At 73.2% G+C, this 23,867-nt stretch carries 21 protein-coding genes; 8 read left to right on the forward strand and 13 right to left on the reverse strand.

The genetic code is table 11. The annotated features are described in order from the left end of the window. Positions 1–150: 150 nt before the first annotated feature. Positions 151–396 carry an SHOCT domain-containing protein gene (locus tag QUG93_RS05960; RefSeq protein WP_289472994.1) on the forward strand — a complete coding sequence of 82 codons (246 nt, stop codon included), beginning with the start codon at positions 151–153 and terminating at the stop codon, positions 394–396. On the opposite strand, the gene QUG93_RS05965 is transcribed toward QUG93_RS05960, so the two are convergent. After that, positions 383–922, reverse strand: coding sequence for a gluconokinase (locus QUG93_RS05965; protein ID WP_289472995.1), 540 nt, complete (start codon positions 920–922; stop codon positions 383–385). The two genes, QUG93_RS05960 and QUG93_RS05965, sit on opposite strands and share 14 nt — an antisense overlap. Before the next feature lie 110 nt (positions 923–1,032). Here QUG93_RS05965 and gnd point away from each other — a divergent pair, with 110 nt between their 5' ends. Next, positions 1,033–2,514, forward strand: a complete 1,482-nt coding sequence (gene gnd, locus QUG93_RS05970; protein ID WP_289473151.1) for an NADP-dependent phosphogluconate dehydrogenase — start codon at positions 1,033–1,035, stop codon at positions 2,512–2,514. 106 nt (positions 2,515–2,620) lie between these two features. Here gnd and QUG93_RS05975 read toward each other — a convergent pair whose 3' ends face one another. Next, a complete protein-coding gene (locus QUG93_RS05975; RefSeq protein ID WP_289472996.1) occupies positions 2,621–3,343 on the reverse strand; it encodes a hypothetical protein in 723 nt (240 codons plus the stop codon). 283 nt (positions 3,344–3,626) lie between these two features. Here QUG93_RS05975 and QUG93_RS05980 point away from each other — a divergent pair, with 283 nt between their 5' ends. Then, on the forward strand, positions 3,627–5,228 hold the full coding sequence (locus QUG93_RS05980; protein WP_289472997.1) for a molybdopterin-dependent oxidoreductase: 1,602 nt from the start codon (positions 3,627–3,629) through the stop codon (positions 5,226–5,228). Between the two features lie 48 nt (positions 5,229–5,276). Here QUG93_RS05980 and QUG93_RS05985 read toward each other — a convergent pair whose 3' ends face one another. The 10 genes from QUG93_RS05985 to QUG93_RS06030 all read right to left on the reverse strand — a co-directional run bounded on the left by QUG93_RS05985 (position 5,277) and on the right by QUG93_RS06030 (position 16,973). Beyond that, a complete protein-coding gene (locus tag QUG93_RS05985) occupies positions 5,277–6,068 on the reverse strand; it encodes a putative protein N(5)-glutamine methyltransferase (RefSeq protein ID WP_289472998.1) in 792 nt (263 codons plus the stop codon). Between the two features lie 143 nt (positions 6,069–6,211). Next, positions 6,212–7,189, reverse strand: coding sequence for a ribose-phosphate diphosphokinase (locus QUG93_RS05990; RefSeq protein WP_289472999.1), 978 nt, complete (start codon positions 7,187–7,189; stop codon positions 6,212–6,214). Positions 7,190–7,244: 55 nt separating this feature from the next. Continuing rightward, positions 7,245–8,672 carry a bifunctional UDP-N-acetylglucosamine diphosphorylase/glucosamine-1-phosphate N-acetyltransferase GlmU gene (gene glmU, locus QUG93_RS05995; RefSeq protein WP_289473000.1) on the reverse strand — a complete coding sequence of 476 codons (1,428 nt, stop codon included), beginning with the start codon at positions 8,670–8,672 and terminating at the stop codon, positions 7,245–7,247. A gap of 80 nt (positions 8,673–8,752) precedes the next feature. Continuing rightward, positions 8,753–10,132 carry an MFS transporter gene (locus QUG93_RS06000; protein WP_289473001.1) on the reverse strand — a complete coding sequence of 460 codons (1,380 nt, stop codon included), beginning with the start codon at positions 10,130–10,132 and terminating at the stop codon, positions 8,753–8,755. 195 nt (positions 10,133–10,327) lie between these two features. Further along, a complete protein-coding gene (locus QUG93_RS06005) occupies positions 10,328–11,380 on the reverse strand; it encodes an NAD(P)-dependent alcohol dehydrogenase (RefSeq protein ID WP_289473002.1) in 1,053 nt (350 codons plus the stop codon). Next, a complete protein-coding gene (locus QUG93_RS06010; protein WP_289473003.1) occupies positions 11,377–12,726 on the reverse strand; it encodes an ROK family transcriptional regulator in 1,350 nt (449 codons plus the stop codon). The genes QUG93_RS06005 and QUG93_RS06010 overlap by 4 nt, the downstream gene beginning before the upstream one ends. Before the next feature lie 131 nt (positions 12,727–12,857). Next, a complete protein-coding gene (locus tag QUG93_RS06015; RefSeq protein ID WP_289473004.1) occupies positions 12,858–13,916 on the reverse strand; it encodes a sugar phosphate isomerase/epimerase family protein in 1,059 nt (352 codons plus the stop codon). A 59-nt stretch (positions 13,917–13,975) separates the two neighbouring features. Further along, the gene (locus tag QUG93_RS06020) at positions 13,976–15,097 is read right to left on the reverse strand and encodes a Gfo/Idh/MocA family protein (protein WP_289473005.1); all 1,122 of its coding nucleotides are present in this window, start codon (positions 15,095–15,097) and stop codon (positions 13,976–13,978) included. After that, positions 15,082–15,780, reverse strand: coding sequence for a ThuA domain-containing protein (locus tag QUG93_RS06025; RefSeq protein ID WP_289473006.1), 699 nt, complete (start codon positions 15,778–15,780; stop codon positions 15,082–15,084). Before QUG93_RS06025 ends, QUG93_RS06020 begins: the two co-directional genes overlap by 16 nt. Continuing rightward, entirely contained in the window at positions 15,780–16,973 is a 1,194-nt protein-coding gene (locus QUG93_RS06030) for a Gfo/Idh/MocA family protein (RefSeq protein ID WP_289473007.1), read from the reverse strand. Before QUG93_RS06030 ends, QUG93_RS06025 begins: the two co-directional genes overlap by 1 nt. Positions 16,974–17,070: 97 nt before the next feature. On the opposite strand from QUG93_RS06030, the gene xylA reads away from it, so the two are divergent. From xylA to QUG93_RS06055, 5 genes are all read left to right on the forward strand, one after another. Beyond that, on the forward strand, positions 17,071–18,264 hold the full coding sequence (gene xylA / locus QUG93_RS06035; RefSeq protein ID WP_289473008.1) for a xylose isomerase: 1,194 nt from the start codon (positions 17,071–17,073) through the stop codon (positions 18,262–18,264). Further along, positions 18,257–19,744 (forward strand): FGGY family carbohydrate kinase, encoded by a 1,488-nt coding sequence (locus QUG93_RS06040; protein WP_289473009.1) that lies wholly within the window; start codon positions 18,257–18,259, stop codon positions 19,742–19,744. The genes xylA and QUG93_RS06040 overlap by 8 nt, the downstream gene beginning before the upstream one ends. A gap of 125 nt (positions 19,745–19,869) precedes the next feature. After that, positions 19,870–20,862 (forward strand): acetylxylan esterase, encoded by a 993-nt coding sequence (locus QUG93_RS06045; protein ID WP_289473010.1) that lies wholly within the window; start codon positions 19,870–19,872, stop codon positions 20,860–20,862. Between the two features lie 66 nt (positions 20,863–20,928). After that, on the forward strand, positions 20,929–22,161 hold the full coding sequence (locus tag QUG93_RS06050; RefSeq protein ID WP_289473011.1) for an ATP-binding protein: 1,233 nt from the start codon (positions 20,929–20,931) through the stop codon (positions 22,159–22,161). 85 nt (positions 22,162–22,246) lie between these two features. Next, on the forward strand, positions 22,247–23,254 hold the full coding sequence (locus QUG93_RS06055) for a helix-turn-helix domain-containing protein (protein ID WP_289473012.1): 1,008 nt from the start codon (positions 22,247–22,249) through the stop codon (positions 23,252–23,254). On the opposite strand, the gene QUG93_RS06060 is transcribed toward QUG93_RS06055, so the two are convergent. Beyond that, entirely contained in the window at positions 23,212–23,784 is a 573-nt protein-coding gene (locus QUG93_RS06060; protein WP_289473013.1) for a TetR/AcrR family transcriptional regulator, read from the reverse strand. The two genes, QUG93_RS06055 and QUG93_RS06060, sit on opposite strands and share 43 nt — an antisense overlap. Positions 23,785–23,867: the final 83 nt, after the last annotated feature.

A 23,867-nucleotide genomic window follows, 5' to 3' on the forward strand; every position in this document is an offset into this window, starting at 1 on the left:
CCGGGAGTAGTCCGTCGTGCAGGAGCATGCACCGTACGGCTGCGGGAGCAGCCGGGAGTCGGGCTCCGTGGCGGACGCGGGACGGGCCTCCAGGCCGGAGGCTGGAACCGTCGCCGATCCCGGCGACGCGACCCGTCCCAGGAGGCAACCGTGCACACCGCTCTCTCGACCATCTCCGCCGTCGGCCCGTACGGGCACGGCGGCTTCCCCTTCTTCGTGTTCCCCGCGTTCTTCCTGCTCGTGTTCCTGGCGGCCGTCGTCGTCTTCGGCGTGCTGCGTCGCGGTGGGTGGCGCGCTCGCTCCGACGCCCGTGCCGTGCTGGCGGACCGGTTCGCACGAGGGGACATCGACGCCGACGAGTACCGCTCGCGATTGTCGGAGCTCAGCCGGAGGTGACCGACAGCGCCGAGGTGATCGTCGCCACGGTGTCGTCGACCGACCCCTCGATCGGCACCGCGACGGCGGCCTCGTCGGGTTGAGGACGCTCGAGCGTGGCGAACTGCGAGTCGAGCAGGGACGACGGCATGTACTCGTGGTGGCGGTGCGCCTGACGGTCGGCGACCAGGTCGTGCGAACCGTCCAGGAAGGCGATGACGAGATCGGGTGCGGTGCGGCGGAGGCGGTCCCGGTAGACCCGCTTGAGCGCCGAGTTCGCCATGACGCACCGGTGTCCGGAGGCCTGCACCTCGGCGATGCGGGCGGCGCAGGCGTCGAGCCAGGGCCACCGGTCCTCGTCGGTCAGGGGCGTGCCCTGGCGCATCTTCTCCTTGTTCGCGGCGGGGTGCAGGTCGTCGGCGTCGACGAACGTGGCCGGCTGGCCCTGCTCGGCGAGCGCGTCGGCCAGGGCCTGACCGATCGTCGACTTGCCGGAGCCGGAGACCCCCATCACGAGCACGGGCGGGAGGACGTCGGGGGCGGTCATCCCTCCACAGTACGGGCCGTCCGGTTCCCGTCCCCAGTCGCCGCAACACTCGTGCCGATCCAGGGCTGCGGTCGTACGGTGGGCCGCACGACGTGAGGACGAAGGAGACCATGGTGGCAGAGAACCAGCAGCACGGTGACGGTGACGGTGGCCAGGCGAACATCGGCGTGATCGGCCTGGCGGTGATGGGGTCGAACCTCGCCCGCAACCTGGCCTCGCGCGAGGGCAACACGGTCGCGGTGTACAACCGCACCTACGCGAGGACCCAGGAGCTCATGGACGAGCACGGGGACATGGGCTTCATCGCGTCCGAGGACATCGACGGCTTCGTGGCCTCGCTGTCGAAGCCGCGCACCGCCATCATCATGGTGCAAGCGGGCAAGGGCACGGACGCGGTCATCGGGCAGCTCGCCGAGCGCTTCGAGGAGGGCGACATCATCGTCGACGGCGGCAACGCCAACTTCCACGACACGATCCGCCGTGAGCACGACCTGCGGGACAAGGGCCTGAACTTCGTGGGCACGGGCATCTCCGGGGGCGAGGAGGGCGCGCTCAAGGGCCCGTCGATCATGCCGGGCGGTTCGGACGAGGCCTGGGAGACACTGGGGCCGATCCTGAGGTCCATCGCGGCGGTCGCCGAGGGCGAGCCGTGCGTCACCCACGTCGGCACGGACGGCGCGGGCCACTTCGTCAAGATGGTGCACAACGGCATCGAGTACGCCGACATGCAGCTCATCGCCGAGTCGTACGACCTGCTCCGCCGGGTCGGCGGCCACTCGACGGACGACCTGGTGAAGGTGTTCGAGCAGTGGAACGAGGGCGACCTCGAGTCCTACCTGATCGAGATCACCGGCGAGGTCCTCAAGCAGCAGGACCCGGAGTCCGGCAAGGCCCTGGTCGACGTCATCCGCGACGAGGCGGGGTCGAAGGGCACCGGAGTGTGGACCGTGCAGAACGCCGTCGGCCTCGGTGTCCCGGTGTCCGGCATCGGCGAGGCGGTGTTCGCCCGGGCCGTGTCGTCGAAGCCGGCGCAGCGCGCGGCCGTGCGGCAGGCGTTCCCCGACCGTCCCGACGTCGTCGACGTGCCGGACGGCTTCGAGGACGACGTCCGCGCAGCGCTCTACGCGTCGAAGGTCGTGGCCTACGCGCAGGGCTTCGACCTCATCATCGCGGGAGCGAAGGAGTACGACTGGGACATCTCGCTCGGTGACATGGCGAAGATCTGGCGTGGCGGCTGCATCATCCGTGCGCAGTTCCTCAACCGCATCGTCGAGGCGTACGACAAGAACCCCGAGCTCGAGTCGCTCCTGGTCGACCCGTACTTCGCCGACGCGGTCAAGGAGGGCGAGGCGGCCTGGCGGCGCATCGTCGGCATCGCCGCCGCATCGGGCGTCCCCGCTCCGGGCTTCTCGTCGGCGCTGGCGTACTTCGACTCGCTCGCCTCCGACCGGCTGCCCGCCTCGCTGATCCAGGGGCTGCGCGACTTCTTCGGGGCGCACACCTACCAGCGCGTCGACAAGGACGGCACCTTCCACACCCTGTGGTCCGAGGACGACCGGCGCGAGGTCGAGCAGGAGCCGTCGACGCACTGAACCGACGGCTCGAGCACGGCGGGTCCCGCCGGACGGCGGGGCCCGTCTGACGGCGGGGCCCGTCGTCGTCTGGCCACAGCGCCGGACAGCCGTACCGGGCGCTCCGTCAGGCGACGATGCGTTCGCGGGCGAGGTCCGCCACGAGCCGCTCCAGGCGTGGCCCACGTCCGAGCAGACGTCGGGACCCGGGTGCCGCCCGGACGAAGAACGTCGCGACGGCTGCCGAGTCGTCCGGGCGCACGTAGTGCATCGCGACGGCGCTCGCGCTCCGCTCCCCGAGCACGTCCTCGATGCCGACGTGCACCATGCGGCTCCACCGGACGACCAGCAGCCGGGTGGCACGCCGCTCCTCGAGTTCCCACAACGATGCCTCGGTGGCCCCGAAGGCCCAGGTCACACGATCGCCGAGGCTCACATCGGGCCGTGCGGCCTGCACGTCGGCCCGCAGCTCCGGCGTGGGCGCTGCCGGGACGAGCCAGACCGTCGGGTCGATGCGTCGGATCGCGAGCGCCAGGGCTTCGTCCGCCCGACGCCGTCGGATCGCCTGCGCACGGACGACCGCGATGACGACCGCCACGACCCCGAGTGTGATCGCGATGAGTTCGGCGACCCCGAGGAAGGTGAGGTCGGTCTGCGGGGCGGTCGCCACGACGACGACCCTGGTGCCGAGCAGGGCGGTCCACAGGCCGAGGACGGTCCACCGGAGGACGACGACCCGACGGTGTGCCGACCAGGGCGTCCGGGACCGGAGCGCCCGCGGTTCCCGCGGCTTCCGCGGCTCCCGCGGCTCCCGGCCACGCCGGGGCTCACGCTGTCGTCGGTCCGTCACGCTCCCGATCCTCGCACGCTCCCGGCGAGCACCGCGCTCCCGGACCGTGAACGGCCGACGAACCCGGCACCACGCCGACGAGCACCAGGAGGACCCGCACCGGCCGCCAGCCGACGAACCCGGCACCACGCCGACGAGCACCGAGAGGGCCCGCACCGGCCGCCAGCCGACGGACGTCCACAGGCCCCGGCGCAGCCCGCCGATGCCGTCCACAGGAGCTGACACCGTCCACAGGGACCCGGCTGTCAGCCCGTCCGCGGTGGCGGCGACCTACGCTGCACGGGTGAGCACGACATCGACCCCGACCACGGCCCCAGCACCGGAGGCGACGCCGGTCCGCCGTCCGGCGCTGCTCGCAGCAGCCTGCGGCGTCGTGGCGGTCGTCGCGTTCCTCGCGGTCGCCGAACTCGGCGCGCTGGTGCTCGGTGGGGCCGGCAGCCCGCTCGTCGCCGTCGGGTCCGCCGTCATCGACCTCGCGCCTCCGGCGGCGAAGGACGTCATGGTCGGGTTGTTCGGCACCGCGGACAAGGCTGCACTCTTCGTGCTGATGGCCGTCGTCACGGTCGTGGTGAGCGCGGGCGCCGGCGTCCTCGAGCGATCCCGCCCGCCCTTCGGCGCCCTGGTCTTCGCGGTGGGCGGCGCTCTCGCCCTGTTCGCCGTCACCACGCGGTCGGGCAGCGGCACGTGGGACGGCGCGCCGACCGTGCTCGGGGTCGCCGGCGCCGTGGTCGTGCTGCGCGTCCTGCTGCGGAAGCTCCGGCGGTGGGAGGCGGCAGCGGCCGTGCCGTCCGCCTCGCCGCGCCCCGCTGCGACGGAGCGCCGGGCCTTCCTGCTCTGGGGTGCCGCGACGGCCGTGGCCGCGGTCGTCGTCGGCGGTGCTGCGCGGGCGGGGACCGCAGCGGCGCAGGCGGCAGCGGCTGCGCGACGTGCCGTCCGACTCCCACGGGCTGCGACGCCCGCCGCCGCCGTGCCCGCGGGTGCATCGCTCGACGTCCGCGACCTGACCCCCTACGTCACCCCGAACGCCCAGTTCTACCGGATCGACACGGCGCTCCGGGTGCCGTCGATCGACCCTGCTGCATGGACGCTGCGGATCCACGGTGCTGTCGACCACGAGGTCGAGCTCACCTGGGACGAGCTGCTCGCCCTCCCGCTCCAGGAGCACATGGCGACGCTGAGCTGCGTGTCGAACGAGGTCGGCGGCGACCTGATCGGGAACGCGCTCTGGCTCGGGTACCCGATCCGCGAGCTCCTCGCCCGCGCCGGTGTGCACGACGATGCCGACATGGTGCTCTCCCGCAGCGTCGACGGGTTCTCGGCGGGCACACCGCTCGACGTGCTGCAGGACGAGGGCACGGCGGCGCTGCTCGCGGTCGGCATGAACGGCGAACCGCTCCCGCCCGAGCACGGCTTCCCGGTCCGGATGGTCGTCCCGGGGCTCTTCGGGTACGTCTCCGCGACGAAGTGGGTGACCGAGCTCGAGGTCACCCGGTTCGCCGACGCGCAGGGGTACTGGACACCCCGCGGGTGGTCCGAACGGGGCCCGGTGAAGCTCGAGTCGCGGATCGACACCCCACGCGGCGGGGCCTCGCTCACCGCCGGGCAGGAGGTCGCCGTGGCGGGGGTCGCCTGGCAGCCGCACACCGGGGTGAAGGGCGTGCAGGTCCGGATCGACGGCGGCGCCTGGCAGGACGCCACGCTCGCCGAGTCGGTGTCGGCCGACACGTGGCGGCAGTGGGTCCACCGGTGGACGCCCGACGCCGGACCGCACCGGCTCGAGGTCCGAGCCACCAGCGCCGACGGACAGGTCCAGACCAGCGTCCAGCGGCCGCCCGCGCCGAACGGTGCGACGGGCTGGCACACGGTCCAGGTCAGCGCCCGCTGAGCCGCTCCCGGCGCAGGACGTCACGACGAACGGCGGGGACGTCGGTCGTCAGGGTCCGCCCGGGGACACCGCGACGAGGCAGGTCCCGTCGACCTCGTCGTCGGACTCCACCGACACCGTGAACCCGGCGTCGGTGAACACCGCAGCAGAGGCCGCTGCCTGCGCGATGGACACCTCGATGACGACGGCCCCGCCGGGTCGGAGCCACTCCCCCGCGCCGGCCGCCACTCGCCGGTGCACGTCGAGCCCGTCCGGTCCGCCGTCGAGGGCGATGCGCCGCTCGTGCTCCCGCGCCTCCGCGGGCATCGTCGCGACCGCGTCGGTGGGGACGTACGGGGCGTTCACCGCGATGACGTCGACGGCCCCGCGGAAGCGGCCCGGCAGCGGTGCGAACAGGTCGCCGAGGACGACGATCCCCCGGTCGCCGATGTTCTCGGCAGCGACCTCGACGGCGTCGGGGTCGATGTCCGTGGCGACCAGGTCGAGCGCGCCGACCCGCCCGAGCAGCGCGACCGAGATCGCCCCGACGCCGCAGCAGAGGTCGACGACGCGGTCGTAGCGGTCGAGCCGACGTGCCGCGTGCTCGACCACCACGGTCGTGCGCGCCCGCGGGACGAACACCCCGGGCACGACCCGGACGCGGTGCCCGTCGAACGCCGCCCAGCCGAGCACGACCTCGAGCGGCTCGCCCGCCAGACGTCGCTGGACGAGACCGCGCAGCCGCACGGGGTCGCCGTCGCCGGCCTCGAGGAGCAGGTCGGCCTCGTCCTCGGCGAAGACGCTGCCGGCAGCACGCAGGCGCGCAGCCAGGGCGGCACGCGCCGGATGGACGGGAGGCACGCTGTCAGCCCGCCCGACGGCGAACGCTCAGCGTACGGCCGGCTCGCACGCCGAGCGCGCGGCCGGCACGGCGGCCCAGCGCACGGCCGGCACGCCGGCGCAGCGTGTGGCCGGCCCGCCCCCCGAGCGCGCGGTCGGCTCGACTACGCAGCACCGTCGAACATCGAGGTCACGGAGCCGTCGTCGAACACCTCGTGGATGGCGCGGGCGATGAGCGGTGCGATCGGCAGGACCTCGAGACGGTCCCAGCGCTTGTCCTCGGGCAGCGGCAGCGTGTCGGTGACGACGACGCGGTCGATGAACTCGCTCTGCAGCAGCTCGGTGGCCGGGTCCGAGAACACGGCGTGGGTCGCCGCGACGACGACACCCGTGGCACCGGCGTTCTTCAGGGCCTCGGCCGCCTTGGCGATCGTGCGGCCCGTGTCGATCAGGTCGTCCACGAGCAGGCAGACACGGCCGGAGACGTCGCCGACGATCTCGTGCACGGACACCTGGTTCGGGACGAGCGGGTCGCGGCGCTTGTGGATGATGGCCAGCGGAGCGCCGAGCTTCTCCGACCAGATGTCGGCGACGCGCACGCGGCCCATGTCGGGCGACACGACGGTCAGCGTCTCCGGGTCGAGGATCTCCTGGAAGCGCTCGAGGAGCACAGGCATGGCGAACAGGTGGTCGACCGGGCCGTCGAAGAAGCCCTGGATCTGTGCGGCGTGCAGGTCGACGCTCATGATGCGGTGCGCACCGGCGGCCTTGAACAGGTCGGCGACGAGGCGGGCCGAGATCGGCTCACGCCCACGGCCCTTCTTGTCCTGACGCGCGTACGGGTAGAAGGGCGCGACGACGGTGATGCGCTTGGCCGAGGCCCGCTTGAGCGCGTCGACCATGATGAGCTGCTCCATGAGCCACTCGTTGATCGGCGCGGTGTGGGACTGGATGACGAAGGCGTCGCAGCCGCGCACCGACTCGTCGAAGCGGGCGTAGAGCTCACCGTTCGCGAAGGTCCGGGCGTCGGTCGGCACCAGGTCGACACCGAGTTCGTCGGCGATCTGCGCCGAGAGTTCCGGGTGCGCCCGACCCGACACGAGGACGAGTCGTTTCTGGCCCGTGGTCTTGATTCCGGACAAGTGCGGTGCTCACTCCCTGACCCGCTCGGGGCCTCGTTGTTCGACCCGACCGCCGTCAGATCTGTTCGCCGTGCGCGCGCCGAGCCGCCTCGGCCGCCGGCGAACCGGGTCGGTGTTCCTCGACCCATCCGTCGGTGTTGCGCTGCGGGGCGTAGCTGATCGCCAGCGACCCGGCCGGTACGTCCTTGCGGACGGTCGTACCCGCGCCGGTGTACGCCCCGTCCCCAATCCTAACCGGGGCGACGAAGACGTTGTGCGAGCCGGTGCGGACGTTCGACCCCACCTCGGTGCGGTGCTTGCGCACGCCGTCGTAGTTCGCGGTGATCGTGTTCGCACCGATGTTCGAGTCCTCGCCGACCTCGGCGTCGCCGATGTACGACAGGTGCGGCACCTTGCTGCCGCGGCCGATCACCGCGTTCTTCGTCTCGACGAAGGTGCCGATCTTGCCGCGTTCGCCCAGGATCGTGCCCGGGCGGAGGTAGGCGAACGGCCCGACGGTGGCACCGTCCCCGATCACCGCGAGCGTCGCGTCGACGCGGTTGACGACTGCGCCGGCCCCGACCTCGGTGTCGCGGAGCGTGGTGTCCGGACCGACGACGGCGCCGGCGGCGATCGCGGTCGCGCCGACGAGCTGGGTGCCGGGCAGGACCTCGGCGTCCGGCTCGATCGTGACGTCGAGGTCGATCCAGGTCGTCGCCGGGTCCTGGATCGTGACGCCGGCGACCTGGTGGCGGCGGACGATCCGGGCGTTCAGCTCGCGCGCCGCGTCGGACAGCTGCGCGCGGTCGTTGATGCCGGCGACGAGCCACGGGTCGGTCAGGGTGACCACGTCGACCGTCCCCCCGCGCTCCATCACGAGTGCCGGTACGTCGGTCACGTACTTCTCGCCCTGGGCGTTCGCGGTGGTGAGCGACGGCAGGACGGCGCGCAGGGGCGTGACGTCGAAGGCGTAGATCCCGGCGTTGTACTCCGTGATGGTGCGCTGCTCGTCGGTGGCGTCCTTGTGCTCGACGACGCGCACGAAGGCGCCCGACGCGTCACGGACGACCCGGCCGAGGCCCGTCGCGTCGTCGGCGATCGCGCTGACGAGGGTGACCGCGTTGCCGACGTGGGCGTTCACGAGGGAACGGAGCGACACGGCGTCGAGCAGGGGCACGTCGCCGGAGAGCACCACCACGGTGCCGTCGAAGTCGGCGGGCAGCGCCTGCACGGCCACCTCGACCGCACGACCGGTGCCGGGGACGTCGTCCTGGTCGACGACGATCGCCTCGGGAGCGCGCTCGGCCACCTCGGCGGCGACACGCTCGCGCTCGTGGCGGACGACCACCACGACGTGCTCGGGCTCGATCGCCGCGGCCGTCCGCAGCACGTGCGCGACGAGGGGCAGGCCGGCGAGGCGGTGCAGCACCTTCGGGGTGGACGACTTCATGCGCGTGCCCTGCCCGGCGGCGAGGACGACGACGGCGATCCGCTGGTCGGTCATGCCCCCATCCTGGCGCATGCGCTCCGACCCGGCACACGGTCGGGACGCCGGAGCGGCGACCGTGCGGTCCACCGCACGGACTACGCGGTCGCGGGCTCCCGCCGCACGAACGCCATGAGCACGAGCCCCGCGACGAGCACCACGACCACGCCGATGATCCCGAACCGGGTCGACCCGCCGATCGTCACCGCGACCCCGAACAGCGCCGGCGCGAGGAACGACGCCGCGCGACCCGTCGTGGCGTACAGGCCGAAGAGCTCGCCCTCCCGGCCCGGCGTCGCGAGCCGCGACAGGTGGGCGCGCGACGACGACTGCACCGGTCCGACGAACAGCGCGAGGGTCAGTCCGAGCACCCAGAACCCGGCCGTCGCGTCGCCGATGAGGAACACGCCGACCCCGGTCAGCGCGAGCCCGACCAGCGAGACCGTGATGACCGCGCGCGACCCGAAGCGGTCGTCGAGTCGGCCGGAGGCGAAGGTCGCGATCCCCGCGACCACGTTGGCGGCGATCGCGAAGAGGATGACCTGCGAGGGCGTGAAGCCGAAGACCTGCGCCGCGACGATCCCGCCGAAGGTGAACACCGCACCGACGCCGTCGCGGAACACCGCGCTCGCGACCAGGAACGACAGGACGTCCCGGCGCTCCCGCCACAGCCGCGCGAGGTGACGGCCGAGGTCGCGGTAGGCGCCGAGCAGCCCGCCCGTGCGCGACCGGTCCGGCGCCGCCTCGGGCACGGTCACGAACAGCGGGACCGAGCTCACCGCGAGCCAGACGGCGGCGATGCCGATCGCGACGCGGACGTCCCACGACCCGGACGCCACGGTCGAGGGCAGGTGCAGGAGCCCGGCCACGCCCTCGGTGCCGAAGTCCTGGATGCAGAGCACGAGCAGCACGACGAGCAGGACGATGCCGCCGAAGTAGCCGGCCGCCCAGCCGACCGCTGACACCCGTCCGGTCTGGGGCCCGGAGGCCACCTGCCCGAGCATCGCGTTGTAGCCGACGGTCGCGATCTCGTAGGCGACCGTGCCGATGCCGAGCAGGGCCGCGCCGAGCACGAGGTACGGCTGCTCGGGCGCGACGAACACCATCGCGCCGATGGACAGCGCGACGCCGATCGTCGCGATGAGCACCGACCGGCGCCGGTGCCCGGACGAGTCCGCGAGCCGCCCGACCGCCGGCGCGACGAGGGCGACGACGATGCCGGCCAGGGTCAGGGCGGTCGACACGGTGGCGGCGTTGTGCGCGAGCTCCCGCTCCACGGCCCGCGCCGCCTCCGGCGAGGACCCCTCGGCGGCGACGAGCTGCGGGTCGACGAAGGCGCGGCTCGCCAGGTAGGTGCTGAACACGAAGGTCGTCACGACGGCGTTGAACGCCGCGGACCCCCAGTCCCAGAGCGCCCAGGACACGAGTGCCCGTCGGTCGGTGCGCTGCGGCACTGCCGCCGCCGGTGTCGCGGTCATGGCCGAACCGTAGCGCGTCGCGGTGTCGCGGCGGTGCCCCCGTTCCGGGTGCGTCGGCAGGTGCGGTCGCCGGGGCGGACCGCAGGTCGGACGGGAGGCGCGGCACCCGCTGGCACCGCGCCTCCCGTACGCCCCCTGGTCACGTGGCGGACGCGGCCCGCGTCGCGCACGTCGGCGCGCGTCGCGGGTGCGCCGTCACTCCGCCGCCGCGGGGACGCCGTTCGGGTACACCACCGACTTCAGGGACGCCGGGTCGGTGTCGCTCTCCAGGGCCTCGCGCACCTCGTCGAGCCCGAACCGCCCGGTGACGAGCGCGTCGAGGTCGACCTGCCCCGAGGCGACCAGACCGATCGCGACCGGCCACGTGTTCGTGTAGCGGAAGATGCCGGTGACCGTCACCTCGAGGTTCTGGATGTGCTCGACCGGCAGCACCATCTCGGAGTTGCCGAGGCCCACGAGCACCGCGGCACCGGCGGGTCCGACGGCCTTGATGCCGTCCGACACGGCACGGGGTGCACCGCTGGCGTCGATGAACGCGTCGACGGGCACGATGTCCGAGGTGACGTCGACGGCGACGGGGTCGACGACCTCGGTCGCGCCGAAGGACAGGGCGCGCTCGCGCCGCTCGGGGACGAGGTCGCTGACGACCACGCGGGTCGCGCCGAACGCGCGGGCGACCTGCGCGCAGATGACACCGATCGGTCCGGCACCGGCGATGAGGACGCTCGAGCCGGGCACGATCCCGGCCTTGCGGGCGGCAGCGATGCCGACCGACAGGGGCTCGAGGAGCGCACCGGCCTCGAAGGACACGCTGTCCGGCAGGGTGTGTGCGAACGCGGCCTCGATCGTGACGTACTCGGCGAAGGCGCCGTCCACCGGGGGCGTCGCGTAGAAGCGCATGTGCGGGCAGAGGTTGTAGCGACCGGCCAGGCACTGCGCACACCGGTGGCACGGGCGCTGCGGTTCGACCGCGACGCGCTCGCCGACCCGGGCGGGGTCGACGCCCTCGCCGACGGCGGCGATGGTGCCGGAGAGCTCGTGACCGAGGACGAGGGGCTCCTCGACCACGAAGTCGCCGATGCGGCCGTGGCGGTAGTAGTGCACGTCCGAACCGCACACGCCGACGGCCGCGACGCGGACGAGGACGTCGCCCGCGGCGACCTCGGGGACCGCGCGGTCCTCGACGGTCAGGTCCTCGGTGCCGAGCAGGACGCTCGCGCGCTGGGTGTCGGGGGTGGTGGTGCTCATGCGGATCTCGCTTCCTCGACCGCGTCGTCGCGGTCGGCCGTGGTGTCGACGGTGTCGGTGGTGGTCGTGGTGGGCGCGGTCGCGGCGACCCCGGGTGCGGCAGGTCCGCCGGCGGCAGCAGGCCCGGCGGCGGGCCCGGCGGCGGTCCCGGCGGTGGGCCCGGCGGCAGGCCCGACGGCAGCCGGGAGCGTGCCGTCGCGGAGCAGGTCGGCGAACCCGAGTTCGGCGGCGCCGCGCACCAGCACGTCGCGACCGAGGGCGGCGGGCACGATCCGGAGCCGGTCCGTCATCGCCGCCATGGTCTGCGCCCGGACGTCGTCCTCGACGCGGTCACCGACGTGGCCGAGCAGCACCCCGAGGAACCCGCCGAGCACGACGACCTCGGGGTCGACGGTGTGGATGGCGTTCCGGATCGCGGTGGCGAGCGCGGTCACCTGCCGGTCGACGACCCGCTCGACGTCGGCCCGCCCCGCGGCGAGCGCGTCGGCGAGTGCGTCCAGGTCGTCCGGTGGCGTGCCGGTCACGGCCGTCAGGGCGCCGCGTGACGCCTCGGTCTCCAGGCAGCCGACGGCCCCGCAGTGGCAGCGGATGCCGTTCGCCGCGACGAAGGTGTGGCCGAGCTCCCCCGCGTACCCGTCCGCGCCGCTGAACGGTCGGCCGGCGCTGACGATCCCGCCGCCGATGCCGCTCGCGCCGCCGTTCAGGTACACGAGGTCGTCGACGCCGCGCGCGCTGCCGTACAGCCGTTCGGCCCACGCTCCGACGTTGGCGTCGTTCGCGGCCCGGACCGGTAGTCCGAGGCGCTCGGCGAGGGGCCCCGCGAAGGGCTCGTCCCGCCAGCCGAGGTGCGGGGCGTCGCGGACGACCCCGTCCTCGACCCGGACGATGCCCGGGACGGCGACGCCGACGCCGACGACCTGCACCGCGTCCGCAGTCCGTCGGGTCAGCGTGTCGAGCACGCGGGCGACGGCGTCGACCGCCGCCCCCGCGCTCGGCACGGTCGCCTGCGGTTCGACGAGGCGGTCGCGCACGGTGCCGTCGAGTGCGACGAGGGCGACCCCGACCGCGTCGATCTCGACCGTGACCGCCGCGGCCACGACGTCGTGCGACGCCCGGACGACGGCACTCGGTCGGCCGACACCGGCGGGACGGTTCTCCGCACCGGCCGTCGGGAACTCCTCGTGCACGAGTCCCCGCTCGACGAGCTCCCCGACCAGCGCGAGCACCGTCGAGCGGTTGAGCCCCGTGCGCCGGGTGAGCTCGGCACGGCTGACGGGGCCGCCCTCGTGCACGATGCGGAGGACGCGCGCGGCGTTGCCGGGCGTGGTCGCGGCCGTTCGGGCCATGGGTCCTCCTCGTGGTGGGGTGGTGGGGTGGGGCGAGCCTCGGCTCTGCGGACGGTTTCGCGGGCGGGAACCCGCGCAACTGTCCGCCGGGCCGAGTCTCGGGGCAGCGGGCGCCGGCGCCGCGCAGCCGCTCAGCGCGAGCGGGAGAACGCGGCGTCGAAGGCCGCTTCGGGCGGCGCGATGGTGCCCAGGCGTCGCACGAAGGCCAGGGCCTCGGGGCCACCGACGAGGCGGTCCATACCGGCGTCCTCCCACTCGACGCTGGTGGGCCCCGCGTACCCGATGTGGTTCAGCACGCGGAACACCCGCTCCCACGGCACGTCGCCGTGCCCGGCGGTGACGAAGTCCCACCCACGGCGGGGGTCGCCCCACGGCAGGTGCGACCCGAGTCGACCGTTGCGGCCGTCGAGCTGCTTCACCGACTCCTTGCAGTGCACGTGGTACACCCGGTCGGCGAAGTCGAGCAGGAACGCGGCGGGGTCGAGGTCCTGCCACACGAAGTGCGACGGGTCGAAGTTGAAGCCGAACGACGGCCGGGCAGCGAAGACGTCCAACGCCCGTCGAGCCGTCCAGTAGTCGTAGGCGATCTCGGACGGGTGCACCTCGAGCGCGAACCGGACCCCGACCTCCTCGAAGACGTCGAGGATCGGCGACCAGCGGTCGTGGAAGTCCTGGTACCCGGCGTCGATCATCGCCGGCGGCACGGGCGGGAACCCGGCGACGGTCTTCCAGATCGAGGATCCGGAGAACCCGGTCACGGTGGACACCCCGAGTGCAGCGGCCGCACGAGCGGTCCACTGCAGCTCCTCGGCGGCCCGCTGCCGGACGCCCTCGGGGTCGCCGTCGCCCCACACGTGCGGCGCGAGGATGTCCTCGTGCCGCTGGTCGATCGGGTCGTCGCACACGGCCTGTCCGGTCAGGTGGTTCGCGATCGTCCAGACCTGCAGCCCGTTGCGCTCGAGGACCGCCTTCCGGTCCGCCACGTACTCCGGGTCCGTCGCCGCGCGCCGGACGTCGAGGTGGTCGCCCCAGCAGGCGATCTCCAGCCCGTCGTAGCCCCACTCGCCCGCCAGGCGTGCGACCTCCTCGAAGGGCAGGTCCGCCCACTGCCCGGTGAACAGGGTGACCGGTCGCGTCGGCCGGGAGGCGCTGGTCGCCTCGGTCTCGCCGGTTCCGTCCGTCGTCGTCATCGTCGTCGTCCTTCCTCGCCTGTCATGTCGTGTCGGGTCGTGCTGCTGCTGAGTCTGGCTCACCAGGACCCGGGTGTGGCGCCTGCCGGCACGGTGTCGGGACGGTCGACGCGCGACCGCACCTCGACCACGGCGTGCTCGCGGGCGGCGGTGGAGACCGCCTCCATCACCTCGAGCACGTGGAACGCCAGGTCGCCCGACGCCCGGTGCGGACGGTTCGTCGCGATCGCGTGCGCCATGTCGGCGAGGCCGTACCCGCGTCCGGCGTCGGCGTACCCGGCGCTCGTCGGCAGGTCCCGCCACTCGCGGGTCTCCGCGGGCGCGATCGACACCGTGTCGGAGAACCGGTTCGGGTCGGGGACGCCGAGCGTGCCCGCGGTGCCGTACACCTCGAACAGCGGCGCCCGGGTGGCCCAGACCTCGAACGACACGGTGACCGTGGAGACGACGCCGTCCGCGTGCTCGAGGACGGCGACGACGTGCGTGTCGATGTCGACCCGGAGCGGGGTGCCCGCGGCTGGTCCGGTGGCGATGGTGCGCTGCCGGTCGGAGCGGGTCGAGGCACCGCTGACCCGGACGACCGGCCCGAAGAACGACACGAGGCTGGTCAGGTAGTACGGCCCCATGTCGAGCAGCGGGCCGCCGCCGGGCTGGTAGTAGAACGCCGGCGCCGGGTGCCAGAGCTCGTGCCCGGGCGCCGACCACGACACCGCCGCCCCGACCGGGCTGCCGATCAGGCCGTCGTCGAGCGCGGCCCGCGCGGTCTGGATCCCGGTGCCGAGCACGGTGTCCGGCGCGCTGCCGACCCGCAGGCCCGAGCGGCGGCCGACGTCGAGCACGGGCTGCGCCTCGGCCGTCGACATCGCGAGGGGCTTCTCGCCGTACACGTGCTTGCCGGCCTCGAGCGCGCGGGTGGCGATGTCTGCGTGCGCGGCCGGGATGGTCAGGTTGAGCACGACGTCGACGTCGTCCGCCGCGATGAGGTCGTCGACGCTCGTCCCGCGCACGCCCTGCGCCGCGCCGACCGACCGTGCCCGGTCGACGTCGATGTCCGCCACGGCGGTGAGCGCGAGCCCGGGCAGCGCCGGGAAGTGCTCGAAGTACTGCTGGCTGATGACGCCGACCCCGACGACCCCGACGCGGAGCGGCTCGGCAGCCGCGCCCTTCACCGTGCTGCCCACAGGAGTCCCCTCTCGATGATCGTGCGGAGCGGCTGCGACTCGACGACCTCGAGCCGGTGTCCCGGCGCCGAGACGAACACACGTCCCTCGCCCCACTGCCGGGTCCAGATCGCGGGCGCGGTGACCGGGCGGTTCCAGGCGTCGAAGTCCCGGGCCTCCTGCGTGGTCGTCGCCAGCACGTCGTTGTACTCGTCGGAGAGCACCCAGTACTGCTCGGTGACGAGGTCGAAGTCCTCGATGCCCTGGGTGATCGGGTGCTCGTGCCCGGCGTCGGTGATGTGCACCGTGTACGGGATGTAGTTGTCGGACTGCTCGCCCGTGCGCTCCGACGGGTGCTTGCCCGCGTGGTGCGCGAACTGCCCGCCGACCATGTGCAGGTAGTCGGCGGTGTTCCGGAAGGCGTCCGCGATGCCGCCGTGCCAGCCGGCGAGCCCGGCACCGCCGAGCACCGCCTTCTGCAGTCCGGCGAACTCGTCGTCCGCGATCGTCGACATCGTGACGACCTGCACGATCAGGTCGACGTCGGCCATGACCGACTCGTCGGCGTACACCGCGGTCGAGTCCGACAGGTGCACGTCGAAGCCGTTGTCCCGCAGGAACGGGACGAACAGGTCGGTGGTCTCGACGGGCATGTGCCCGTCCCACCCGCCCCGGACGACCAGGGCCTTCTTGTCGACGGCCATCAGATCGCCGTCCAGGCGCTGCCGTCGGCCGCGCTGCGCTCGACCGCGTCGAGGACCCGCTGCACGTGCAGGCCGTCCGCGAACGACGGCTGCGGGTCGGTACCGGCGACGATCGCCTGCACGAAGTCGGCGACCTGGTGGCTGAAGGTGTGCTCGTAGCCGATCAGGTGCCCGGTCGGCCACCACGCGGCCATCCACGGGTGCTCCGGCTCGGTGACGAGGATGCGGCGGAAGCCCTGCTCCCCCGCGGGTGCCGACGACTCGTACAGCCGCAGCTCGTTCATCGACTCGAGGTCGAACTGGATCGCACCCTCGGACCCGCTGACCTCCAGCGTCAGGCCGTTCTTCCGGCCGGTCGCGTAGCGCGTGGCCTCGAACGTGCCGATCGCGCCCTCGGCAGCGCCACCGGTCAGTCGACCGAGGAAGAGCGCGGCGTCGTCGACGGTGACCTGTCCGCGCTCGCTCGACGCGGTGCCGGAGAGTCCGACGCCCTCGGCCATCAGCGGGCGCTCGTGCACGAAGGTCTCGAGCGTGCCGGACACGGTGGACAGCTGCGCGCCGGTGACGTGCTCGACGAGGTCGATCGCGTGCGCACCGATGTCGCCGAGTGAGCCGGACCCGGCGAGCGCCTTGTCCAGGCGCCACGTCATCGGACCGTCCTCGTCGGCCAACCAGTCCTGCAGGTAGAGCGCGCGGACCTGGCGGACGGTCCCGAGCCTCCCGTCCTGCACCAGCTGGCGCGCGAACGCGATGGCGGGGACGCGACGGTAGCTGAAGCCGACCATGGCGCGGACGCCGCGCGCAGCGGCGGCCTCAGCAGCGGCGGTCATCGCCTCGGCCTCGGCCACGGTGTTGGCGAGGGGCTTCTCGCACAGGACGTGCTTGCCGGCCTCGAGGGCGGCGATCGCGACCTCGACGTGCGAGGACCCGGGCGACACCACGTCGACGACGTCGATGTCGGGGTCCTCGACCACCTGCCGCCAGTCCGTCGACGCGGCCTGCCAGCCGTACTGCCTCCGGGCCGCCTCGACCCGCTCGGCGTCGCGACCGACGACGACCGCCATCTCGGGCTCGACCCCGAGGTCGAAGAACCGCGGCGCGGTCCGCCAGGCCTGGGAGTGCGCCGCCCCCATGAACCCGTGTCCGACCATCGCGACCCGCAGTCGACCCGGTTCCTGTCCGTGCTGTGCCATCCACTCGCTCCTTTGCGATCGGTGCTTGCCACGATCCACCCTACCGCTTATGTTGGGCGCGGCAACATTTTGTTTCGACGACGAACGGTGATCCACCATGGCAACGACGCCCACCCGCGACGACAAGTTCTCCTTCGGTCTCTGGACCATCGGCTACAACGGGTCCGACCCGTTCGGCGGCCCCACCCGTCCCGCGCTGGACGTGGTCGAGGCGGTCGAGAAGCTCGACGAGCTCGGTGCCTACGGCCTGACCTTCCACGACGACGACCTGTTCGCGTTCGGCTCGACCGACGCCGAGCGCCAGACGCAGATCGACCGCCTCAAGGGCGCGCTCGACTCCACCGGGATCATCGTGCCGATGGTCACGACGAACCTGTTCTCGGCGCCGGTCTTCAAGGACGGCGGCTTCACCTCGAACGACCGGAACGTCCGTCGCTTCGCGCTCCGCAAGGTGCTGCGCAACGTCGACCTCGCCGCCGAGCTCGGCGCGAAGACGTTCGTCATGTGGGGCGGCCGCGAGGGCTCGGAGTACGACTCCGCCAAGGACGTGCAGGCCGCGCTCGAGCGCTACCGCGAGGCCGTCAACCTGCTCGCCCAGTACGTCACCGACAAGGGCTACGACATCCGCTTCGCCATCGAGCCGAAGCCGAACGAGCCCCGCGGCGACATCCTCCTGCCGACCCTCGGTCACGCGATCGCCTTCACCGAGACGCTCGAGCGTCCGGAGCTGTTCGGCATCAACCCCGAGGTCGGCCACGAGCAGATGGCGGGCCTGAACTTCACCGCCGGCATCGCCCAGGCGCTCTACCAGGGCAAGCTCTTCCACATCGACCTCAACGGCCAGCGCGGCATCAAGTACGACCAGGACCTGGTCTTCGGCCACGGTGACCTGCAGAACGCGTTCTCGCTCGTCGACCTGCTCGAGCACGGCGCCCCGCAGGGCGGCCAGGCGTACGACGGCCCCCGTCACTTCGACTACAAGCCGAGCCGCACCGAGGACATCACCGGCGTCTGGGACTCGGCGAAGGCGAACATGCGCATGTACCTGCTGCTCAAGGAGCGTGCGCAGGCCTTCCGCGCCGACCCGGAGGTGCAGGAGGCCCTGTCCGCCGCCAAGGTCGACGAGCTCTCGACGCCGACGCTGAACAGCGGCGAGTCGTACGACGACTTCCTCGCCGACCGCTCGGCGTACGAGGACTTCGACGCCGACGCGTACTTCGGCGGCAAGGGCTTCGGCTTCGTGCGCCTGCAGCAGCTCGCGATCGAGCACCTCATGGGCGCTCGTGGCTGAGTCCGCCGGCGAGCGTCGTCTCGTCGCCGGGGTCGACTCGTCGACCCAGTCCTGCAAGGTCACCATCCGTGACGCCGGCACCGGTGCGGTCGTCCGGGAGGGTCGTGCGACCCACCCGGACGGCACGTCCGTCGACCCCCGCCACTGGTGGGACGCGCTCAGCACCGCGATCGCGGACGCCGGCGGGTTCGACGACGTCACCGCCGTCGCGATCGCCGGGCAGCAGCACGGCATGGTCGCGCTCGACGCCGACGGTCGCGTGGTCCGCGACGCGCTCCTCTGGAACGACGTCCGCAGCGCCGACGCGGCCGCGCAGATGGTCGAGGAGCTCGGCCGGGAGGCATGGGTCGCCCGCACGGGTCTGGTCCCGGTGGCGTCGTTCACCGGCACCAAGCTGCGGTGGCTCCGCGACGCCGAGCCGGAGAACGCGGCGCGCGTCGCCGCGGTCGCGCTCCCCCACGACTGGCTGTCGTGGCGGCTGCGCGGGTACGGCCCGGCGGACGAGAGCCCGCTCGGCCCGGACCTCGACGCCCTGGCGACCGACGGCTCGGACGCCAGCGGCACCGGCTACTGGGACCCGGTGCGCCGGGAGTACGACCCCGAGCTGTTCGAGGCCGCGCTCGGCAAGCCGATGCGTCCCGCGCAGACCGGGGACGACGACGCGGTCGTGGTGCCGCGGGTCGTCGCACCGGACGAGGCCATGGGCACGCTCGACGTCGACGTCCCGCTGGTCGGCGGCGGTGTCGCACGCGCCGGTCTCGTCGTCGGGCCGGGGCTCGGCGACAACGCCGGGGCAGCGCTCGGCCTCGGGCTCGGCCCGGGTGACGTCGCGGTGTCCCTCGGTACGAGCGGCACGGTCTTCGGGGTCACCGACACCGAGGTGACGGACCCGAGCGGGACCGTGGCGGGCTTCGCCGACGGGACCGGGTCGCGCCTCCCGATCGTCACCACGCTCAACGCGGCCCGCGTGCTCGAGGTGATCGGCGGCCTGCTCGGTGTCGACCACGGCGAGCTCGGCGAGCTCGCGCTGCAGGCGCCGGCGGGCGCGGACGGGCTCGTGCTCGTGCCGTACTTCGTCGGTGAGCGCACGCCGAACCGGCCCGACGCGACCGCCTCGCTCGTGGGCATGACGCCCGCGACGACGGACCGGGCGCACCTCGCCCGCGCCGCCGTCGAGGGCATGCTCTGCGCCCTCGCCGACGGGCTCGCCGCGGTCGAGGACACCGGCGTCACCGTGGAGCGGCTGCTGCTCATCGGCGGGGCCGCACGGAACGAGGCCGTCCGGGCGGTGGCCGCGCAAGTGTTCAGCCGCGACGTGTCGATCCCGGAGCCGGGCGAGTACGTCGCCGCGGGTGCCGCTCGGCAGGCCGCGTGGGTGCTCGACGGGCGCCTGCCGTCGTGGGAGGTCTCGGCCACGGTCGTGCCCGCGGACCCGCACCCCGAGGTGCTCGAGCAGTACCGCGCACACGCCACGCGCTGACGCGCGGAGCACCGCTACCCCCGCGGACCTGATGGAATCGGGCGTACCTGGTCGGAACACCGGACCAGGTACGCCCGATCCGTCTCGGTACACCCGGAACGACCCACCACCACCGAGGACTCCCCATGCCCCTGACCGACCTGCCCCTCGACCAGCTCCGCACCTACCGCCCGACGGTCCGGCAGCCCGACGACCTCGACGCGTTCTGGGCGGACACGGTCGCCGACGCGCGGGCGGCCGGCGCGGGCACCGCCCCCGTCCTGACACCCGCCGTGACCCCGGTCACCGCGCTCGACGTGCAGGACCTGACCGTCCCGGGCTTCGCCGGTGACCCGGTCCGCGCGTGGGTCTCACGGCCGGCCGGCGCGCAGGGCGACCTGCCCGTCGTGGTCGAGTTCCTCGGCTACAACGGTGGCCGGTCGGGTCCGGGCGAGCGGGTCGCGTGGGCCCTCGCCGGGTACGTGCACGTCGTCATGGACACCCGCGGGCAGGGCAGCGGGTGGGGCGGCGGCGACACCCCGGACCCGCACGGCTCCGGGCCGCACATCGCCGGCTGGATGACGAGCGGCATCGACTCCCCCGCCGACCACTACTACCGCCGGGTGTTCACGGACGCGGTCCGGCTCGTCGACGCCGTCCGGACGCTCCCCGGTGTGGACGCCGACCGGCTCGCACTGACCGGCGGCAGCCAGGGCGGCGGCATCGCGATCGCGGCGGCCGCCCTCGTCGAGGCGCACGTCGGACCCGTCGTCGCCGTGATGCCGGACGTGGCGTTCCTGTGCGACTGGGAGCACGGAGCTGACGTCGCCGTCAGCGATCCCTACCAAGAGCTCGTGCGGTACCTCGCCGTGCACCGCGACGCCGCGGACACCGTGTGGGACACCGCCGCGTACTTCGACGGGGTCAACCACGCCGCACGCATCACCGCGCCGGCGCTGTTCTCGGTCGCGCTCATGGACGAGGTCGTGCCACCGCGGACGACCTTCGCGGCGTACAACGCCCTCGGCTCCGCCGACAAGCACATCGAGGTCTACCCGTACAACGGCCACGAGGGCGGCGGGTACCGGCACTGGGAGCGGCAGGCGGCGTTCCTCGCGGAGCGCCTCGCTCGACGCTGACGCCACCCTCTCCCCGCACGTCGTTAAGTTTAACGAGGACGAGTGCGTCTTGATAAACTTAACACCGTGCGCTCTCCCGTGACGAACCCGTTCCAGCCCGGATCCGATGTCGTCCCCGACGTGTGGGCGGGCCGTGTGGAGCAGCTCAGTGACTGGCGCGACGTCCTGCGTCCGAGACGGCACGCCGGCCTCTACGAGACCGGTCGTACGATCCTCGGGGAACCCGGGACCGGGAAGTCGAGCCTCGTCCGACGGATCGCCCGCCTGGCCGCGGACGCCGGTGACTGGGTGACGCCGCAACTGCGCATGCCCGCCGGCGCGGACCCGCTCCGTCTCGTCGCGTCGGCGGTCCTGCGGCTCGCGGACACCGCCGGCCTGCGAGCGACCGCGCGGCAAGCCGTGCTCGACCTCCTCGCACGAGTCGAGCAGCTCGCGGTGACCGGCTTCTCCGTGAAGCTCCGGGAGCAGGACGGACCGGAGCCGTTCACCAGCCTCTTCGAACTCCTCGTCGAGATCGGACTCGCGGCGATCGAGCAGGACGCCGTCGTGCTCATCCACATCGACGAGGTGCAGAACATCTCGGACGAGGCGGCCCTCTCCCAGCTGCTCATCGCGCTCGGTGACGCCCTCGCACACCAGGTCGACGTCGTCGCACCCGGCGGCGTGGTCGTCGAGCGGTACCTCCCGATCGCGGTCTACCTCACCGGGCTGCCCGACTTCGAGGACATGGCGGGAGCGCGCAAGGGTGCGACCTTCGCCCGACGCTTCCGGACGATCACACTCGCCGCGATCGACGAGGACGACCTCGCGCAGGCCCTGCAACCCTTCGTGATCGACGGCTGGGAGACCCCGACGGCGGACGGCGCGACCGAGACGGTCCGCATGACGCCCGACGCGGTCCGCGCGTTGATCGCCCTCTGCTGCGGTGAACCGTTCCTCTTCCAGCTCGCCGGGCAGCGGGCATGGAACGCCGGCACGGCTCCCGTGGTGGAGGAGGACGACGTACGACGCGGATGGCAAGGGGCTGAAGGCGAGGCCTCGGCCCACGTCGAACGGATCCTCAACCGGCTCCCGCAGCGGGAACGCGAGTTCGTGGAGGCGATGGCGGCCCTGCCGCCCGCGCTCCGCACGCTGACCACGATCGCCGAGCGGATGGGCGTGCCCTCCGCGACCCAGGTGGGTCCGTTCTCCCAGCGGCTGGACACCGTGCGCGGGATCATCGTCCGGGGGAAGCCCTACTCGTTCCGCAACCGGGCGGTCGAGGCCTACCTCTCGACCGACTGGCCGCACGTCCGCTGACGGGTCGGGCTCGTCGCGCGCGTGGAGCGCCGCAACGCGCACTGCGCCGATGTCTCCCCACCACAGGGCGCAGACTGGCCGCTGCATGCGCACTCCCGCCAGACCCACGACCGCGACCGAGCACCACGGCGCCGTGGTGGACGACGCCGTCGAACTGTTCGAGGGCGTGTACAGCAGCCACGACATCAACATCGGCCGGGCCGTCGAGGACGGGTTCACCTACCGCTACCGCGCCGTCGGCGACGACGAGGTACTGATCGCGACGTCGGCCGTGGCCGCGCACCGCTGGGGCCGGATCAACCCAGGTCGGCAGTACGTCCTGGCCTGGGCGACCGGCCCGGGCATGGTGCTCGACCCGGACCGCCGTGACCCGATCAGGATGCAGCCGCACGTCCCCGTGATGTACCCGGCCGGGCGGGAGTTCCGGTTCGACGCCGCGCCCGCGGTCCAGCACGTCATCCGCTTCGACGGCGCGTTCCTCGAGTCCCTCGGTGCCGCGGTGCGCGCAGACCTGCCCGGACCGCTCGACATGCGCAGCACGGCCGACCCGGCTGCCCTGCCCCCGCTCCGCCGGACGATCGCGAGCGCGGCGACGACGCTCTGGGACCCGTCCGCCGACGCTGCCGCCCGCTCCCTGCAGCAGCGCCGGGTCGCGCAGGCGGTGCTCGAGGCGTTCGACGTCACGCCGCCCTCGGGCCTCGCCGCGGCCGGACGCGGTTCCGTCCGTGTCGCGCAGGAGTGGATCGCCGCCAACGCGCACCGACCGCTCACGACCGCCGACGTCTGCCGCGCGACCGGTCTCAGCGCACGTGGGCTGCAGGCCGCGTTCCACCGGGCAGGTGCATCGAGCCCGATGCAGTTCCTGCGCGACGTACGCCTGCACCGGGTGCGGGCGGCGCTGACCGAGGGCGACCCCGCATCGACCACGGTCGCCGAGGTCGCGCGGACCTGGGGCTTCGCCCACCTCGGCCGCTTCGCGGGCACCTACGCCGCGGCCTTCGGCGAGCGCCCCTCCGCCACGCTCCAGCGACCGGCGGAGCGGTGGCGCGGTCAGCGCCCGAGCAGCGCCCCGACGGCGTCGACCACGACCTGACGGCGGCGCGGTGCGGTGACCGCCGCGACGCTGCCGGCGGCCTCCGGCGGGAGCGCGCTCCAGAACACCGCCGTGTGCACGACGAGCCCGAACAGGACGGCGGGTCGGAAACGTCGCGGCAGCACGTCGGCGCGCTGCGCACGCTCCACCTCGGCGACGACGTCGGCGTGTTGCTCGGCGAGCGTCTCGACCGGGACCTCCGGCCGTTCGAGGCGGTGCCAGGTCGCCAGGCGCTGCACCCACGGCCGTTCGACGGTGACGTCGTGCAGCCGTCCGGCCCAGCCAGCAAGGTCCGCGGTGTCGAGCGGGACCGCCGTGAGCACGGACGTGACCTCGTGGACGAGGAGGGCGTCGAACAGCCCGTCCTTCCCCCCGAAGTAGTGGAATACCTGTGCCTTGTTGCTGCCAGCCGCGGCGGCCAGCCGCTCGACGCGCGCCCCGGCCAGACCGTGGGCGGTGAACTCGTCGCGTGCGGCGGCGAGGAGGGTCGCGCGCATCGCGTCGGCAGCGGGGGGCGTGAAGCGGGCCATGCCGGACACGGTACCGACCCGCGGACCGGTGACGGTGCCGACGCGGCGGCCGGACGACGGACGGGAGGCACGTGGCGGGGTCG

This window comes from Curtobacterium caseinilyticum, from assembly GCF_030363035.1.
GTDB lineage: Bacteria > Actinomycetota > Actinomycetes > Actinomycetales > Microbacteriaceae > Curtobacterium > Curtobacterium caseinilyticum.

Excerpts from the sequence above, each read along its gene's own strand:
- QUG93_RS06045 (WP_289473010.1), top strand. The coding sequence starts at position 19,870 with ATGCCCCTGACCGACCTGCCCCTCGACCAGCTCCGCACCTACCGCCCG.
- gnd (WP_289473151.1), top strand. The coding sequence starts at position 1,033 with ATGGTGGCAGAGAACCAGCAGCACGGTGACGGTGACGGTGGCCAGGCG.
- xylA (WP_289473008.1), top strand. The coding sequence starts at position 17,071 with ATGGCAACGACGCCCACCCGCGACGACAAGTTCTCCTTCGGTCTCTGG.
- QUG93_RS05965 (WP_289472995.1), bottom strand. The coding sequence starts at position 922 with ATGACCGCCCCCGACGTCCTCCCGCCCGTGCTCGTGATGGGGGTCTCC.
- QUG93_RS06015 (WP_289473004.1), bottom strand. The coding sequence starts at position 13,916 with ATGACGACGACGGACGGAACCGGCGAGACCGAGGCGACCAGCGCCTCC.
- QUG93_RS06030 (WP_289473007.1), bottom strand. The coding sequence starts at position 16,973 with ATGGCACAGCACGGACAGGAACCGGGTCGACTGCGGGTCGCGATGGTC.
- QUG93_RS06010 (WP_289473003.1), bottom strand. The coding sequence starts at position 12,726 with ATGGCCCGAACGGCCGCGACCACGCCCGGCAACGCCGCGCGCGTCCTC.
- QUG93_RS06060 (WP_289473013.1), bottom strand. The coding sequence starts at position 23,784 with ATGGCCCGCTTCACGCCCCCCGCTGCCGACGCGATGCGCGCGACCCTC.
- QUG93_RS06000 (WP_289473001.1), bottom strand. The coding sequence starts at position 10,132 with ATGACCGCGACACCGGCGGCGGCAGTGCCGCAGCGCACCGACCGACGG.
- QUG93_RS06025 (WP_289473006.1), bottom strand. The coding sequence starts at position 15,780 with ATGGCCGTCGACAAGAAGGCCCTGGTCGTCCGGGGCGGGTGGGACGGG.
- glmU (WP_289473000.1), bottom strand. The coding sequence starts at position 8,672 with ATGACCGACCAGCGGATCGCCGTCGTCGTCCTCGCCGCCGGGCAGGGC.
- QUG93_RS06055 (WP_289473012.1), top strand. The coding sequence starts at position 22,247 with ATGCGCACTCCCGCCAGACCCACGACCGCGACCGAGCACCACGGCGCC.
- QUG93_RS06005 (WP_289473002.1), bottom strand. The coding sequence starts at position 11,380 with ATGAGCACCACCACCCCCGACACCCAGCGCGCGAGCGTCCTGCTCGGC.